This window comes from Amycolatopsis minnesotensis, from assembly GCF_039529815.1.
Classification (GTDB): Bacteria; Actinomycetota; Actinomycetes; order Mycobacteriales; family Pseudonocardiaceae; genus Amycolatopsis; species Amycolatopsis minnesotensis.
Genome location: NZ_BAAANN010000002.1, coordinates 51,818 through 66,506, shown reverse-complemented (window position 1 = coordinate 66,506; position 14,689 = coordinate 51,818). Strand labels below are relative to the sequence as shown.

Genomic DNA, 14,689 nt, shown 5'->3' with positions numbered 1-14,689 from the left:
GACAGCCGCACACCGCGCGGCGCGGTGCCGTGGGTGCTGTGGATCCCGGCCGCCGTCGCGCTCGCGCTCGTCGTGCTGCCGGTCGCCGGGCTGCTCACCCGCAGCGACCTGAGCCGGTTCCCCGAACTCGTCACGTCCTCGTCGTCGCTGCGGGCGCTGCGACTTTCGCTGGAAACGGCCGCGCTGTCCACCGTGGCGTGCGTCGTGCTCGGCGTGCCGCTCGCCGTCGTACTGGCGCGCTCGCGGGTGCGCGGGACACGGGTGCTGCGCGCGGTGGTGCTGCTCCCGCTCGTGCTGCCCCCGGTCGTCGGCGGCCTCGCCCTGCTGTACCTGTTGGGGCGCAAGGGTTTCCTCGGTTACGTGCTCGACGCCGTGATGGGTGTGCAGGTGCCGTTCACCACCGCGGCCGTGGTGATCGCGCAGACCTTCGTCGCGATGCCGTTCCTCGTGGTGAGCCTCGAAGGCGCGCTGCGCGGCGCCGGAGACCGGTACGAACGCGTCGCCTCGACGCTCGGCGCGCCGCCGTGGACGGTGTTCCGGCGCGTCACCGTGCCGCTGCTGCTGCCCGCGCTCGGCTCCGGTGTGGTGCTGAGCTTCGCCAGGGCGCTGGGTGAGTTCGGCGCGACGATCACGTTCGCCGGCAGCCTCGAAGGGGAGACCCGGACGCTGCCGCTCGAGGTCTACAACCAGGCCGAGGCCGATATAGACAGTGCCGTCGCGCTCGCGCTGCTGCTGATCGTGGTCGCCGTCGTGGTGATCGCGGTGGCGAGGCCGCGCTCGCTGGAAGGGGTCAGGGCGTGACCGGGCTGCGCGTGGACATCGCGGTGCGGCGCGGCGAATTCGAACTCGACGCCGGGTTCGAGGTGCCCGCCGGGGGCGTGCTCGCGGTGCTCGGGCCCAACGGGTCGGGGAAGTCCACGGTGCTGGCCTGCCTCGCCGGGCTGCTGCGGCCCGGCCGCGGGGAGGTGGTGCTGGCCGGGCGCAGGCTCACCGGCGACGGCGTCCACGTGCCGCCGCACCGCCGCCGCGTCGGCCTGCTGGCGCAGGACCCGCTGCTGTTCCCGCACCTGTCCGTGGTGGACAACGTCGCGTTCGCGCCGAAGGCGAAGGGCGTGCCCACCAGGCAGGCACGCGAAGTGGCGGCGCGATGGCTGTCCGAAGTGGACGCCGCGGGGCTGGCGGACCGCAAGCCCGCCCAGCTTTCCGGCGGGCAGGCGCAGCGGGTCGCGATCGCCCGCGCGCTCGCGGGCGAACCCGACCTGCTCCTGCTCGACGAGCCGTTCGCCGCGCTCGACGTCGACGCGGCGCCCGCCATCCGGGCACTGCTGCGCCGGATCCTGCGCGACGGCGACCGCGCCACCGTGCTCGTCACCCACGACCCGCTGGACGCGCTCACCCTGGCTGACACCGTGCTGGTGCTCTCCGGCGGCGACGTCGTCGAGCGCGGGCCGACCAAGGAAGTGCTCTCCGCGCCGAGGACCGCGTTCACGGCCAGGATCGCCGGGCTGAACCTGATCAGCGGCACCGCGGTGCCCGAGGGCCTGCGCGCCGAGGACGGCACGGTCATCGCGGGCATGCTCGCGGCGGAGACGGTGGCGGGGCAGCCCGCGGTCGCCGTGTTCGCGCCGAACGCCGTCGCCGTCTACGCGGGACGGGCGCACGGCAGCCCGCGCAACACCATCGAAGCGGAGGTCAGCGCGCTCGAACCGCACGGCCCGGTGGTGCGGCTGCGCGCGGGCGCGTTCACCGCCGACCTCACCCCGGCGGCGGTGGCGGACCTGGGGCTGGAGCCGGGCGTGGTGGTCCGGCTCGCGGTGAAGGCGACGACCGTGGCCGTGCATCCCGCGCCGGCGGCGGTAGGTTCAGCACCATGACGACCGAGGGCCGCTGGACATACCTGACCGACATGGACGGCGTGCTGGTGCACGAGGAGCACCTCGTGCCGGGCGCCGACGAGTTCCTCGCCGAACTCCGCGAGAACGAAATCCCGTTCCTCGTGCTCACCAACAACTCCATCTACACCCCGCGCGACCTGCGCGCCCGCCTGATGCGCACCGGTCTCGACGTGCCGGAAGAGTCGATCTGGACCTCGGCGCTGGCGACCGCGAAGTTCCTCGCCTCGCAGCGCCCGAACGGCTCGGCGTTCGTCATCGGCGAAGCCGGGCTCACCACGGCCCTGCACGAGGCCGGGTACGTGCTGACCGAACGCGACCCCGACTACGTGGTGCTCGGGGAGACCCGCACCTACAGCTTCAGCGCGATCACCAGGGCGATCCGGCTGATCGAGGGCGGCGCGAAGTTCATCGCGACGAACCCCGACGCCACCGGCCCCAGCCTCGAGGGCTCGCTGCCCGCGACCGGGTCCATCGCCGCCCTCATCGAGCGCGCCACGGGGCGTCAGCCGTACTACGTCGGCAAGCCGAACCCGCTGATGATGCGCTCCGCACTGCGCGCGATCGGCACCCATTCGGAGAGCACGCTGATGATCGGCGACCGGATGGACACCGACGTGCACTCCGGGATCGAGGCGGGGCTGCAGACGATCCTGGTGCTCACCGGGATCTCCACCAGGGAGTCCGCCGACCGGTACCCGTACCGGCCGACCAGGGTCATCGACTCGATCGCCGACCTGGTCGGCCGCACCGGCGATCCGTTCGGGCCGAGGTGACCTCACCTGACACCGCTGCCCCGGTCACCAGGGCTTATCGTCGTGGGGTGAGTGACGATCAGCCGCCCGTGCCGCCGACCTACGTCGTCGGTGATGTGCACGGGCACCGGGACGGGTTAGCCGGGGCGTTGCGGGAACGGGGTCTGCTGGACTCGTCCGACGACTGGGCCGGTGGCGAAGCCCATCTGTGGTTCCTCGGCGACTTCGTCGACAGGGGCCCGGACGGCATCGGCGTGATCGACCTCGTGATGGGCCTGCAGGACCAGGCGGCGGAGGCGGGCGGCACCGTCCGCACGCTGCTCGGCAACCACGAGATCCTGCTGCTCGGCATGTACCACTTCGGCGACACCGACGTGCCGTCCGATTTCGGGCCGCGCAGCTTCGCCCGCAGCTGGCAGATCAACGGCGGCTTGCTCGCCGACCAGGACGGGCTCACCCCCGAGCACGTCGAATGGCTCAGCACCCGGCCCCTGCTCGCCGAGGCCGCCGGCCACCTGCTGATGCACTCGGACACGATGGAGTACCTCGACTGGGGCTCCACCATCGACGAGGTCAACGAGACCGCGGGCGAGATCCTCGCCGGCGACGACCTCGCCGAATGGTGGGACGTGTGGCGCCGCATGACCACGCGCTACGCGTTCCGCGGCCCCGACGGCGCCGAGGTCGCGCAGAGCCTGATGGACCAGCTCGGCGGCGAGCGGATCGTGCACGGGCACAGCGTCATCGCCGACCAGCTCGGGATCCACCCGACCCAGATCGAAGAGCCGTACCTGTACGCGGGCGGCAAGGTCCTCGGGATCGACGGCGGCCTGTTCGTCGGTGGTCCGTGCCTGGTGGTCTCGTTGCCGTACGAGCCCGAGGACTGATCGTTACTTCTCGCCGATGACGGGGTTGACGATGGATTCGCCGTCGGGGCCGCGGTCGGGGAGCACGGCGAACGTTTCTTCGGGGTCGTCGTTGACGACGTACTTGGACTTGCGCTCTTTGTCGTCTTCCTTGTTCTTGCCCGCACCGCCGGGGGCCATGCCGCTCGCGCCGGGCTTGCCTGCCTTGCCCGCCGCGGCGGCCGCGCCGCGTTCGATGGCGTTGGCCTTGTTCGGCTCGCCCGCGCCGGTGGAACGGCCGGGTGCGGCCTTGCCACCCTTGCCTTCGCTTTCGAACTTGCCGGACCTGCCCGCGCTTTCGCCGGGTTTGCCCGGCTTTCCGCCTCCCGGCGCGGATCGGAACCCGCCGCCCGAGACGCGGGACCCTGCCGAGCTGGTGCCCGGCCGCTGGGAGCGCGTGGTGTCGCCGCCCTTGTCGAGCGTGCTTCCCGGCAGGACGGTGCCGCCGCCGATCGGGCCGCTGATGGGCGGCTTCACGACGGGTGGGAGCGGAGCGCGCGGCGGCACGGGCTGAGCGCCACCGCCGCCGCCGATCGCCGGTCCGCCACCGGTGAACGGGCTGACCGGCGGAACCGGGCCGCCGCCACCGCCGGGCGCGCTGATCCCGCCCCCGCCGCTGATCGGGGGAGGCGCGATCCCGCCGCCACCCGATCCCGTGAAACCCCAGTTACCGCCGCCGCCACCCGCGGGCGCCCCGCCGCCCCCCATGGTCGGCGGCGGCGCGAACGACGGCTGCGTACTGGCCGCCTCGTGGTACCCCTGGTCAAGGGTGTGCATGACCTGCACGGCCTGCTGGCGCTGCGCCTCCGCCTCGGCCGCGCGCTTGCCGATGTCGCCGTAGATGTCGGACGCCTCGAAGATCTCACCGTTCTCGACCCGCTCGCGGGCCTTGTCGAACTCGTTACCGATGTTGAACCCGCTGGGCGGCGGCATCGTGTTCTTAGCCGTCGTTGCCACGTTGGCTTGGTGGCGAAACTGCTCAGCCATCGAATTCGAGGCATCCGCAGTCTCGTTTCCCCAGTTCGACGTTTCTTGAAAGAATCCGTGTGCTTTCCGGGCGGCTTCGCCCTGCCACTCCGTCTGCGTGGAGGTGACGGCTTCGTCCACCTGGCGTGAACCGTCAGCTAACCAGTTGGTCAAACCATCGACAACGGCGCCTCGTCCGGCGATATCGTCTGGGGTTAGCCTGTTGTTGATCATCTTGTAAAGGTCGTCGTGAGAATTTGCATCGTAGTTCGCGTCGGATGCAGGCGCGCCTTCGCGGGTTGGAATTACCCTGACGATACTCCCCTTTGGGGGTGGAATGTACCCTTCGTCGGTCATGCTGTACCGTCCAAAATCTGTTGATTTATTCTGGCAAAGCAGAGATTGTTCTCTTCATCTTTTCTGGCGTAATTCCTGTGGGCGATCTCCAGCGCTTCGAGGGCTTGTTTGTAGCCGTCGACCATAAGATCTATGTTTGGAATAAGCGCGTCGCTGCCATCAATTGCCGCCTTGACATTGAAGTCGGCTACTGCGTCCGCGTAAGGAAAGTCTCCAAGTGGGGCCTTGTCTCCCAGGCCCCAGAGTCGAGATCGAACTTCGGACCATTCGTTGATAAACTTTTCGCAAGCTTTCTTGTAGAGGTTGAGCCCGTCCTCGTTGATTGCGAAGCCGCCACTTTCTGCTTCCCTTTTGAGGTCGTGTGCGCCGGCGTTGAATCGCTTGACTTTGTCCGTGTCGAGTGGCGACATGCCAGACACTGGGCTTTCCTCGGCATGAAATCCTGAGGTGGATCCCGTTGACGGGTTGCTCGTAGGCGGACTGGTCGGGGGCGCTGAGGTCCAATTTGCGTCCGAATTCATCTACCCTCCCTGGCTTGCGATTTGTTTTGGCATCGAAAGTCCATGTCGACTAAATCTTCGGAAGCATTGGTTCCAGGCGAGTGGCCAATTCGTCTACCAGCGAACAGTCTTGCTCGGTAGTTGTTTCGCTTATTACTGTAATGCTAACATTTGAGTGGGGTTTGACTTCGAGTTTTACATCGCAACCACGCGGCGCTCCGCCGAGATCTCTGACTTGTATGGCTTTGCGGCCATGGATGTCGCCGACTTTGGTCTTGCTTGGATTGGTGCGGCGTTCATCGTATGCGAAACCAGGACTTACTTGTAACAACACATTTGCCCCACCTGGCTTATGTGTTGAGCAGGCCTGCTTCTTGTTGATGATGTCGGGAGCCGCGGGTGGGTAGTCTAGGCCTTGCAGGATTTTCCCCAGTAGATCGCATGAAACGACGCTGGCCAACGGGTTGGCCTCTGAGCTGCCGGCTTGCGGCGCTGGGTTCGACGGGGTCGGTGTTCCCTGGACGGCTGTCGAGCAGCCGCCTGCGGCGAGGGCGAGCGTTGCCGCCAGGACGAACCGCGATACCTTGCTCATCTGCCCCTCGCGATGACTGTCTGTGTTCGCTGCGTGTTCGGCTAGTTACTTTAGCTGTTTTCCGGTGTTCCGGACATGAGGTCCGCCGGATTCGGCGGCCTCATCGCCGGGATTCTTCGATGGTGTTGTGCAGCCAGTTGCGCAGGTGCGAGCCGTTCGTCGGGATGAGGCGTCTTCGGGTTTGGCCGTTGCCCGCTGGGGTGTTGAACATGGCGAAGCGGCCACCTTCGGTGTCGAAGAACAGGCCGGTGCCCTGGTGGGCGAGTGTGCCGCCCGCGGTGGTTCGCAGGGACAGGTCGAGTGCGCCTGCTCGGTGCATGGGCCATTGGCTGAAGGCGCGGGAGTCGTCGTCGCGGCGTGATCGGCGTGGGCCGGGGTCGACGATGAGGCCGGGTACCGGGTCGTCGTCGCCGGGCTCCGGGGTGGGGCCACCGGTCACGACGGTCACCTCCCGCAGCGGTACGGGCCGGTAGTCGGGCAGCGAGCCGATCACGCTGTCGACCAAGCGATCCGCCTTGACCTGGCGGAACAGCACGCCGGGGTCCTTCGCGGCGGAGAAGACGCCGAGCCCGCCGGCGATGGTGGCCCGGTAGAACACCCTCGGCTGGCCCTTGAGGAACTGGTCGGCGTACAGCACGATCAGCACGTCCGGTTTCGTCCACGCCCGGACGGTGTCCTCGACATCGGGATCGAGTTTGTCACCGGAGGCGAGGCCGCGCGCCCGCAACGCGTCCCACGCCTCGTCCATCGCCTGCCGGTGCGCGGTCATGGTGAGCCCGGCGCTGAGGATTTCGAACGGTTGCCAGTTGCGCGGCAGCCCGGTCCGTTCGACGACGGCTTCGACCTCCGTCAGCGACAGCGCGAACTCTTCCGGCACGGTGCTCCCCCCGTAGTCGTCTCCGCACTCAGGGTACCGGCACGATTTCGCGGCCGAGCGGGATCAGCGAAACCGGCACCATCTTGAAGTTGGCCAGCCCGAGCGGGATTCCGATGATCGTGATGCACAGGAGGCAGCCGGTGACGATGTGGCCGATCGCCAGCCACAGCCCGCCGAAGATGATCCAGAGGATGTTCCCGATCAGGGAGAACACCCCGGCGTCGCGGCGGTCGACCAGCGTCCGCCCGAACGGCCACAGGGCGAAACCGGCGATCCGGAACGACGCGAGGCCGAACGGGATCGTGATGATCAGCACGCAGCAGATGATGCCCGCGACGACGTAGCCGATCGCCATCCAGATGCCGCACAACACCAGCCAGATGACGTTCAGTATCGCGTTCACGAAGTCAGTGTGCCCGTGGTTCAGACGTGCAGCTCGCCGGTGACGACCGTCACCGCCTGTCCGGACAGTTCGACCCGGTCGCCGCGGACGGTCGTCCTGACCGTGCCGCCGCGCGCGGACAGCTGTTCGCCGACGAGGTCGGTGCGGTCGAGGCGCTGCGACCAGTAGGGCGCGAGCAGGCAGTGCGCGGACCCGGTCACCGGATCCTCCGGCACCCCGACGCCCGGCCCGAAGAACCTGCTCACGAAATCGGCGTCCCCGGCTCCGGGCGCCGTCACGACCAGGCGGCCGGTGGACGTCGCGAGTATCGCGTCCAGATCGGGCCGCAGCCCGCGCACGTCTTCGGCGTCCCCGAGCACCGCGAAGAGGTTCTCGCTGCCCTTCGCGATGAATTCGATGGTGACGCCGGGCAGTGCCGCGGAGAGGTCTTCGCCCGTCTCGGCGAGCGTGTCGGCGGGGAAGTCCATCGTGATCCAGCCCGCGTCGGCGCGGGTGCGGAGCTGGCCGCCGTGCGTGTCGAACACCTGGTCACCGCCGAGGACGTGCGCGGTCGCGAGGGTGGCGTGGCCGCACAGGTCCACTTCCGCCGCGGGAGTGAACCAGCGCAGCGGAAGCGGACCGTCCCCGCCGGTGACCACGAACGCGGTCTCCGAATGCTTCATCTCGGCGGCCACGGACCGCATCCACGCCGGATCGGCCGGTTCGTCCAGCAGGACCACCGCGGCCGGGTTCCCGGTGAAAGCCTTGTGCGTGAACGCATCGACGAGGTAAAGGCGCATGGGAGCACGGTAGCCCCGGCCGTCGCGGCCTGCTGCCCGCCGCGCGGTCAGCCGAGTCCGAGCAGCAGTTCCGTGAGTTCGGCCGGCATGGTGATCATGCAGTCATGCCCGGTGGCCAGTTCCCGCACCTCGGACGGCGTGCCGTTGGGCTGCACCGCGGGGACGGGACGCCGGGTGATGCCTTCCGGTTTGCCGACGGTGCAGTGGATGTGCGCTCGCGGGATCGCGCGCACTGCCGGGTTGTCCAGCCGGACCGGTTGCTGGAGGCAGCGCACCGGCTGGTCCGACAGCATCGCGCGCAGCCAGGCGACGTCCGCCGGATCGGTGACGCCGAACAGGCCCGACGGCAACTCGGGTAGCGGCGGGACCCGCCAGCCGCTTTCGGATCGCACGGCGGCGTCGATCAGGATCTTGGTCCCCGGCATCACATCGGCGGCGGTCTCGCCGTCCTCCGGGACCATCGCGTCGAGGTAGACCAACCGCGCGATCCGGTCCGGGACCCGGTTGGCCGCGGCCGAGATGACCAGTCCGGCGTAGCTGTGCCCGACGAGTACCACCTCGGTCAGGTCTTCCTCGGTGATCAGCCGGACGATGTCGTCGACGTGCGTGTCGAGCCCCACCTCGGGGCCGAGCAGGTGTGCCCGGTCGCCGTAGCCGGTCAGCGAGGGCGCGAGCACGCGATGCCCGGCCGAGGTCAGCAGCGGGACCACCCGCTCCCAGGCCCGCCCGCTGTGCCAGGCGCCGTGGACCAGTAGATAGGTCGACATGGGTGTCAGCTCTCCAGTCGTGCACGGCGTGCTCCCCGTCTGACATGATGGGAAAGAAGCGGGACGCCGTCCCGTTTGACGATACGGGACAGTGTCCCGTTTAGCTAGGCCGTGAAGGGACTGAAGTGTGAGCGACAGCGGTGGGCGCGTCGCCCGGCCCAAACGGGCGGACGCGCGACGGAACGAGCAGACCCTGCTCGACGCGGCCGCCGCGATCTTCGTGAGCTCGGGCGTGGAAGCGCCGATCCGCGACATCGCGGCCGAGGCCGGTGTCGGGACGGCCACGATCTACCGGCACTTCCCGACCAGGGCGGATCTCATCGTCGCCGTCTACCGGCACCAGGTCGAGGCACTCGCCGAGGCGGGTCCGGCGCTGCTGGCGAGCGAGCAGAGCCCGCACGCCGCGCTGGTGCGGTGGATGGACCTGTTCGTCGACTTCCTGGTCACCAAGCTCGGGCTCGCCGGGGTGCTGCAGTCCGACGACCCCTGCTTCGACCCCTTGCACTCCTACTTCCTCGACCGGCTCGGACCCGTCTGCACCGAACTGCTCGCGGCCGCGGCCGGTTCGGGCGAGATCGACCCTGGCCAGGACGCCTACGAGCTCATGCGCGGTGTGGGTGGCCTCTGCGCGGGTGCCGGCGCCAAGATCCCCTACGACGCGCGCCGGCTGGTCGGGCTCCTCATCGCGGGGCTGCGGCGGCCGCGGTGACGCGCGCGGTGGCCAGGCCGGTGCGCGGTTCCTAGACTCCCGTCCAGTCATCGTCGACTTCAGGAGGCACCATGCCGGTCGCGCCCGTTCCCAGCTATGCCTCGGGAGTTTCCGCCGTCGCCCTGCTCGGTGACACGATCGGCGGCAACTTCGACCGCACGGTGCGGGCCTTCGGCGATCGCGACGCACTCGTGGACCGCGCCGCGGGCAGGCGCTGGACCTATCGCGAGCTCGCGGACGACGTGAACGCGCTGGCGCTGGGCCTGGTGGACGCCGGGATCGCGAAGGGCGACCGCGTCGGCATCTGGGCGCCGAACTGTGCCGAGTGGACACTCACGCAGTACGCGACGGCGAAGATCGGCGCGATACTGGTCAACATCAACCCGGCGTACCGTTCGCACGAGCTGGAGTTCGTGCTGAACCAGGCGGGGATCCGGCTCATCGTCGCGGCCGAGCGCTTCAAGACCTCGGACTACGCGGGCATGATCGAGGCGGCGCGGCCGAAGTGCCCGGCGCTGGAGCAGGTCGTGCTGCTGGGCGGGGACGCGTGGAACTCCTTGCTGGACAAGGGAAAGCGGGGTGACGTCGCGAAGCTGGACGAGATTTCGGCGACGCTCACGGCCGACGACCCGATCAACATCCAGTACACCTCGGGCACCACCGGCTTCCCCAAGGGCGCCACCCTGAGCCACCACAACATCCTGAACAACGGGTTCTTCGTCGGTGAGCTGTGCGGTTACACGGAGGCGGACCGCGTCTGCATCCCGGTGCCGTTCTACCAGTAGATCGGTACACTTCGTACATGGAGAACCGCCAGGTGAGGGCCATCGCAGGCGCCCGCGTATCGCATGTCCAGGGTAGTGAGAAGACCAGTCATCTTGACCAGCATGAAACCGGCGCGAAGTACACGGCCAATCAAGGGTGGGACCTCGTCGGCAGCTTCGAAGACCTCGATGTCTCGGCGCTGAACACGTCCCCCTGGGACCGGCCAGACCTCGGCCCTTGGCTCAACGATAGGGCGCACGAGTGGGATGCGTTGGTGGTTGCGAAGACCGACCGCTTGTTCCGGTCGGCGAAGGACGCAACCGACCTAGCCCACTGGGCTGAGCAGAACAACAAGATCCTCGTCATGGTTGACGACGGGCTCAAGCTCGACTTCTTCCATCCACAGGACGAGCAGGACCCCTTCGCGGTCATGCTTGCGAAGATCTTCCTGATTCTCTCGGCGATGTTCGCCGAGTTGGAGGGACGACGGTTCGTCCAGCGTGCCCAATCGCGGGTGAGGTTCCTCCGGCCGACCGACCGTTGGGGCTGGGGCATTGCTCCGTACACCCACATCGTCATTGACCATCCAAGCGGCACGGGCAAGGCCCTCGCGTTGAACCCCGTGACGCAACCCGTCGTACATGACGTCGTGGAGCGTCGGCTCCTGATCGAGGACCAGTCCATGACGAACATCGCGGTGTCGTTGAACGATGAGAAGGTGCTTACACCGCGGGATCAGCGACGTGTCGAGCGCGGCGAGAAGCCGCAGGGCGAGTCCTGGACTGTGAACCAGCTCATGCGCATTCTCACGTCCCTCGCTACCCAAGGCATCAAGCTGGCGAACGGCAAGCCCGTTCTCGACGACGAGGGGAGGCCCGTCCGTGTGGGGCCTCCGACGTTCTCCGGCGAGGTGTGGGACCAGCTTCAGGGACTACTCAAGGAACGATCTGGAGAACCCCGGAAGCGACGCCACAGCACGAATCCTCTCCTTGGGGTCGGGAAGTGCGGCGAGTGCGGCGCGAGCTTGCGTCAGCGCTCGCAGACGACGCCGGCCGGGAAGACGCACCGGTACTACGTTTGCGGGAGAAGTCCAAAAGCGTGTCTTGGCGTATCGATTCGGGCCGACGACGCCGAAGAGATCGTGGCTCAGACCTTCCTTGAGGACTGCGGGTCTCTCGTCGTGCTGCGCCGGGTGTTCCAGCCGGGCGAGGACCACAGCTACGAGTTGGCTGAGGTTGAGCAGACCATTGAGTCGTTGCGCGAAGACCGCGCGCTCGGCCTGTTCTCCGGACCGGAAGACGAGGCGCGATACCGCGACCAAATGCGTGCGTTGATCGCCCGGCGCGATGTGCTCCGCGCTCTCCCAAGCCGAGTAGCGGGTTGGATCTATGAACCGACCGGAACTACCTACGCGGAAGACTGGGCATCCGCAGAGGTCGAACGTCGCAGGAAGCTGCTCACGGAGGCGGGCGTGGTGTTCAGGCTTCACGAGCCGAACCAGTGGGCTGTCGAGGTGCCAGACGACATGAAGGATCGGATGCGACAAGCATCCTCGTCGTGACTGGGTGAGGACGTGAAAAAGCCCCCTGCCTTATGGCAGGGGGCTTTTTCACATGTCAGCGCTTAACGCGGGCCTTTTTGATAACACCGCCGACTAGGCCGAGCGCACCGAGCGCGCCAGGTGCCCACGGACCGACAAGCCAGCCGAGTGCTAGCAGGCCGCTGAGGAGAAGCAGCAACCAGAGGGTTATCCAGAACGGCACGCATCGTCCGGAGAATGCTTGGAAGGCGAAGCGCCAGAGCGGCGGGTCGGTGGCAAGAGCGCCGACATCTTGCGATCCGGCATCCGGAGAGGGCAGAGCCATAGCGCACATCATGCTCAAAACTTGAGCAGTGCGCTAGCGGCATCCTATCACGCCCAGAATTACGACTAAGTACCAATTGGTGCAGATTCACTCGACGGAGTGGCAGGCGACCTCTTGCGTGTTCTGATAATGATTCACTGTCGAGTGACTACCGACACGTAGCGTGATTGAAGGAGGGGTCCGACTACCCCGAACGCGTGGAGCGTTATCCTTTTGTTACTTGGTGTCGGCTTCTGCACTGCCGTTCTCGGCAGCGACGTGGCGGCGGAACGGCGTCAAGAACTGGGCCGATGCTCGCCCGCCTTGAAATCCGTCACGGGCATCACGTTCTTGCGTACGAAGTGCGTGAGAACGAACGAGGTGAGCAGGCCGACGACGGAGACCACGGTGTTGATCGTGGTGTCGTCGATGGTGAGCCAGCCGGCGCCGACGAGCGCGGCGAGCACAGCACGGACGAACTCGGCGAAGGCGGCGGGTTCGGTGGAGCGGATTTTGGTGAGCAGGTTTCCCATGGGCTTCTCTACTTGGGGTCGGTGAACAGGGCGACGGATGGGACGGAGTTCTGGCCGGGGTCTACTTCGACGCTGATCGACTGGGCGCCGAACGGGATACCTAGCCAGTGGGTGTCGTCGGTGGCGAGGCTCGCCTTGAGTGCCTTGTTGAAGGTCCCGGAGGGGATCTCGGCGGACGAGCCAATGTATGACCCGTCCGCCTTCTTGATGAAGACCTCAAATTGGTCTGTGCCGCCCCATCCGCCCGAGATAGCGAGGTAGTACCCCGCTACCTTGTCCCACAGTGCCAATGGTGCGTGATACCGCAGGTTGCCGTTTGGCAGCATGGTTGGCTGGAGCTGAGTCGTCGCCATGTCACTGAAAGCCTTCCTCGGAGCCAGAGAGGCGACTCCGTTATTCAAAGGGATTTGCCCCTGGTTCAGGTCGACGGAACCGGCGATGATCCCGGGGACCTGTCCTCTGTCCGACCACTGCCAAAGGTGGTACGGAACGGTTGGTGCGGCGCCGTAGCGGGCGACCCACACAACGACGTCCGGCACCGCGGCCCGGATGGCGGGAAGGACGCTCGTGAGCATCGAGTTGTTGGCGTATAGGCACGGGCGGAATCCGCGGGCCTTCACGTGGGTCAAGAACCGGGATGCGAAGCTCGCTGCGCTGACACTGGGTATGAAGGGTGCTTCGAGGTCGAGTGCCGGTGCAAGATCTGTGGCGCCGAGAGTGATTGCGCGGGTTATCAGCCGGTTCGCCTGTGATATCGGGTTTCCGGGCTGCGCGTAGTGATAGGCCCCAACTCGTAGGGTGGCGTTCTTCGCTCCCTGTGCGTAGCCGTTGTCGGGCCGGTCTTGTTCACCATCGCTGACTTTGATGTAGACGTATTCGTATCCGGCTGCGCGAACGGCGTGCCAGTTCTTGACTCGTTGGTACTTGGTGTAGACGTCGATGCCTTTCGGCACTATTGATCACTTTCCGGGTGGGTCAGCGGTAGACGAGCTGGGCAATGGTCAGAGCGGCGGAGACGAGCGCTGTGAGGACGGCTGTCCAGAGCGCGCGGCGCGCGGAATCCTTCGCGCGTGTGTCGTTCTCGATACTGTCCAAACGGGATCTGAGATTCGAGATCTCGACGCGCTGCGAGGCCAGGTCTTCGGCGTGGCCGTCCAACTTGCGGTCGATGCCATCGAGCTTGTCGAAGATCATCCGGAGTAGGAATCCGGGCTCGTCGGTCGGGGTGGTCATGTGACGGATTTCCTTCCAGAGCGGGCAGAACGGTCCGACGAGCAACGAGTAGCCAGGACGGTTAGCCGACGCGACGAATGGCAAAGTTCGTGGCTTCGCGAAATCCGGTACCGGTCGGGTTCACGGTGACTGTCCCTGCGGAGTACCAGACGTAGACCGAAACGGTGTCGTTCGCGGTCAGCGTGAGGTTCAGCGTTGAGACAGCGAATGCATAGAAGCCAGACACTGAGATGGGGATGACGTTCAGGCTCCATCGGGGGTCGACTGAACCACCACGTCCGATCCAGGCCCACATCGTGGTATTTGCTGTCGGTGCATTGAAGTGGATGTTCGCCGAGACGTCGTACCGTCCCGCGTTGGTAACGGTAAACGTGTCGAAGTTCGCGTTGGCGGTGACTCCGGTAGCGGTGGTCCTGTTGGTCGGGAAGGGCACTTTCGCGTTCTGTGCCACTGGGACTCCGTCGCTTGTGTTCACCCATCGACCGCCGGAGTACGGGAGAAGCCCGGCTCCTTCCAGGGCCGTGACCCGAGTGTCGAGGGCGGCGTTGCCCGTGTTGCCACTAAGGGCGACGTTCCTGAGGTTCTGGATCTCGGGGTAGATCGCAGCGAGGGAACCACGAGTGCCTTGGTTCGTCTCCAGCGCGGTGAGCCGGGTGTCCTGCGCCGTGTTGGTGGTGCTGGCGGCGTCCGCCGTGGACTTTGCTGCGGTGGTGCGGGTGTTGAGGTCGTTGAGCGCATCGACGTTGTCGTTCCAGATTTTCTCGTCGATCAGGGCGCCGTCGCTCTGCTGCTGGATGGGGTAGCTGACCACG

General features: G+C 66.8%; 18 protein-coding genes and 1 pseudogene. 7 read left to right on the top strand and 12 right to left on the bottom strand.

The genetic code is table 11. The annotated features are described in order from the left end of the window. Positions 1–24: 24 nt before the first annotated feature. From ABD256_RS02355 to ABD256_RS02340, 4 genes are read left to right on the top strand one after another with little or no spacing between them, the layout of a single operon-like run. Positions 25–801, top strand: a complete 777-nt coding sequence (locus ABD256_RS02355; protein ID WP_344413463.1) for an ABC transporter permease — start codon at positions 25–27, stop codon at positions 799–801. Beyond that, entirely contained in the window at positions 798–1,874 is a 1,077-nt protein-coding gene (locus ABD256_RS02350) for a sulfate/molybdate ABC transporter ATP-binding protein (RefSeq protein WP_425546364.1), read from the top strand. Before ABD256_RS02355 ends, ABD256_RS02350 begins: the two co-directional genes overlap by 4 nt. Then, the gene (locus ABD256_RS02345; RefSeq protein ID WP_344412838.1) at positions 1,871–2,668 is read left to right on the top strand and encodes an HAD-IIA family hydrolase; all 798 of its coding nucleotides are present in this window, start codon (positions 1,871–1,873) and stop codon (positions 2,666–2,668) included. Before ABD256_RS02350 ends, ABD256_RS02345 begins: the two co-directional genes overlap by 4 nt. A 47-nt stretch (positions 2,669–2,715) precedes the next feature. Beyond that, positions 2,716–3,534, top strand: coding sequence for a metallophosphoesterase (locus tag ABD256_RS02340; protein WP_344412836.1), 819 nt, complete (start codon positions 2,716–2,718; stop codon positions 3,532–3,534). 3 nt (positions 3,535–3,537) lie between these two features. On the opposite strand, the gene ABD256_RS02335 is transcribed toward ABD256_RS02340, so the two are convergent. The 7 genes from ABD256_RS02335 to ABD256_RS02305 all read right to left on the bottom strand — a co-directional run bounded on the left by ABD256_RS02335 (position 3,538) and on the right by ABD256_RS02305 (position 8,793). Next, positions 3,538–4,752: a hypothetical protein gene (locus tag ABD256_RS02335; RefSeq protein ID WP_344412834.1), complete on the bottom strand. Its 1,215-nt coding sequence runs from the start codon at positions 4,750–4,752 to the stop codon at positions 3,538–3,540. A gap of 119 nt (positions 4,753–4,871) precedes the next feature. Further along, on the bottom strand, positions 4,872–5,294 hold the full coding sequence (locus ABD256_RS02330) for a hypothetical protein (RefSeq protein ID WP_344412831.1): 423 nt from the start codon (positions 5,292–5,294) through the stop codon (positions 4,872–4,874). A gap of 151 nt (positions 5,295–5,445) precedes the next feature. After that, entirely contained in the window at positions 5,446–5,967 is a 522-nt protein-coding gene (locus ABD256_RS02325; protein WP_344412829.1) for a DUF3558 family protein, read from the bottom strand. Positions 5,968–6,067: 100 nt separating this feature from the next. Continuing rightward, the gene (locus ABD256_RS02320; RefSeq protein ID WP_344412827.1) at positions 6,068–6,844 is read right to left on the bottom strand and encodes an ESX secretion-associated protein EspG; all 777 of its coding nucleotides are present in this window, start codon (positions 6,842–6,844) and stop codon (positions 6,068–6,070) included. 28 nt (positions 6,845–6,872) lie between these two features. Beyond that, positions 6,873–7,247 (bottom strand): YccF domain-containing protein, encoded by a 375-nt coding sequence (locus tag ABD256_RS02315; RefSeq protein ID WP_344412825.1) that lies wholly within the window; start codon positions 7,245–7,247, stop codon positions 6,873–6,875. A 20-nt stretch (positions 7,248–7,267) separates the two neighbouring features. After that, complete coding sequence (locus ABD256_RS02310; RefSeq protein WP_344412823.1) at positions 7,268–8,026, bottom strand: PhzF family phenazine biosynthesis protein; 759 nt, start codon at positions 8,024–8,026, stop codon at positions 7,268–7,270. A 47-nt stretch (positions 8,027–8,073) separates the two neighbouring features. Further along, positions 8,074–8,793 (bottom strand): alpha/beta fold hydrolase, encoded by a 720-nt coding sequence (locus ABD256_RS02305; protein WP_344412821.1) that lies wholly within the window; start codon positions 8,791–8,793, stop codon positions 8,074–8,076. A gap of 127 nt (positions 8,794–8,920) precedes the next feature. Between ABD256_RS02305 and ABD256_RS02300 the strand changes: the two genes are divergently transcribed. From ABD256_RS02300 to ABD256_RS02290, 3 genes and pseudogenes are all read left to right on the top strand, one after another. After that, on the top strand, positions 8,921–9,502 hold the full coding sequence (locus ABD256_RS02300) for a TetR/AcrR family transcriptional regulator (RefSeq protein WP_344412819.1): 582 nt from the start codon (positions 8,921–8,923) through the stop codon (positions 9,500–9,502). A 71-nt stretch (positions 9,503–9,573) separates the two neighbouring features. Beyond that, positions 9,574–10,281: pseudogene (locus ABD256_RS02295) on the top strand (AMP-binding protein); the annotation flags it as partial. 23 nt (positions 10,282–10,304) lie between these two features. Then, positions 10,305–11,828, top strand: coding sequence for a recombinase family protein (locus ABD256_RS02290; RefSeq protein WP_344412817.1), 1,524 nt, complete (start codon positions 10,305–10,307; stop codon positions 11,826–11,828). Between the two features lie 55 nt (positions 11,829–11,883). On the opposite strand, the gene ABD256_RS02285 is transcribed toward ABD256_RS02290, so the two are convergent. The 5 genes from ABD256_RS02285 to ABD256_RS02265 form a co-directional block, all read right to left on the bottom strand. Further along, positions 11,884–12,132, bottom strand: a complete 249-nt coding sequence (locus ABD256_RS02285; RefSeq protein WP_344412815.1) for a hypothetical protein — start codon at positions 12,130–12,132, stop codon at positions 11,884–11,886. Between the two features lie 275 nt (positions 12,133–12,407). Next, entirely contained in the window at positions 12,408–12,644 is a 237-nt protein-coding gene (locus tag ABD256_RS02280; RefSeq protein ID WP_344412813.1) for a hypothetical protein, read from the bottom strand. 8 nt (positions 12,645–12,652) lie between these two features. Then, the gene (locus ABD256_RS02275) at positions 12,653–13,597 is read right to left on the bottom strand and encodes a glycoside hydrolase family 25 protein (RefSeq protein WP_344412811.1); all 945 of its coding nucleotides are present in this window, start codon (positions 13,595–13,597) and stop codon (positions 12,653–12,655) included. Between the two features lie 22 nt (positions 13,598–13,619). Next, positions 13,620–13,877: a hypothetical protein gene (locus tag ABD256_RS02270; protein WP_344412809.1), complete on the bottom strand. Its 258-nt coding sequence runs from the start codon at positions 13,875–13,877 to the stop codon at positions 13,620–13,622. Between the two features lie 61 nt (positions 13,878–13,938). Beyond that, positions 13,939–14,688 carry a hypothetical protein gene (locus ABD256_RS02265; protein WP_344412807.1) on the bottom strand — a complete coding sequence of 250 codons (750 nt, stop codon included), beginning with the start codon at positions 14,686–14,688 and terminating at the stop codon, positions 13,939–13,941. Position 14,689 lies beyond the last annotated feature (1 nt).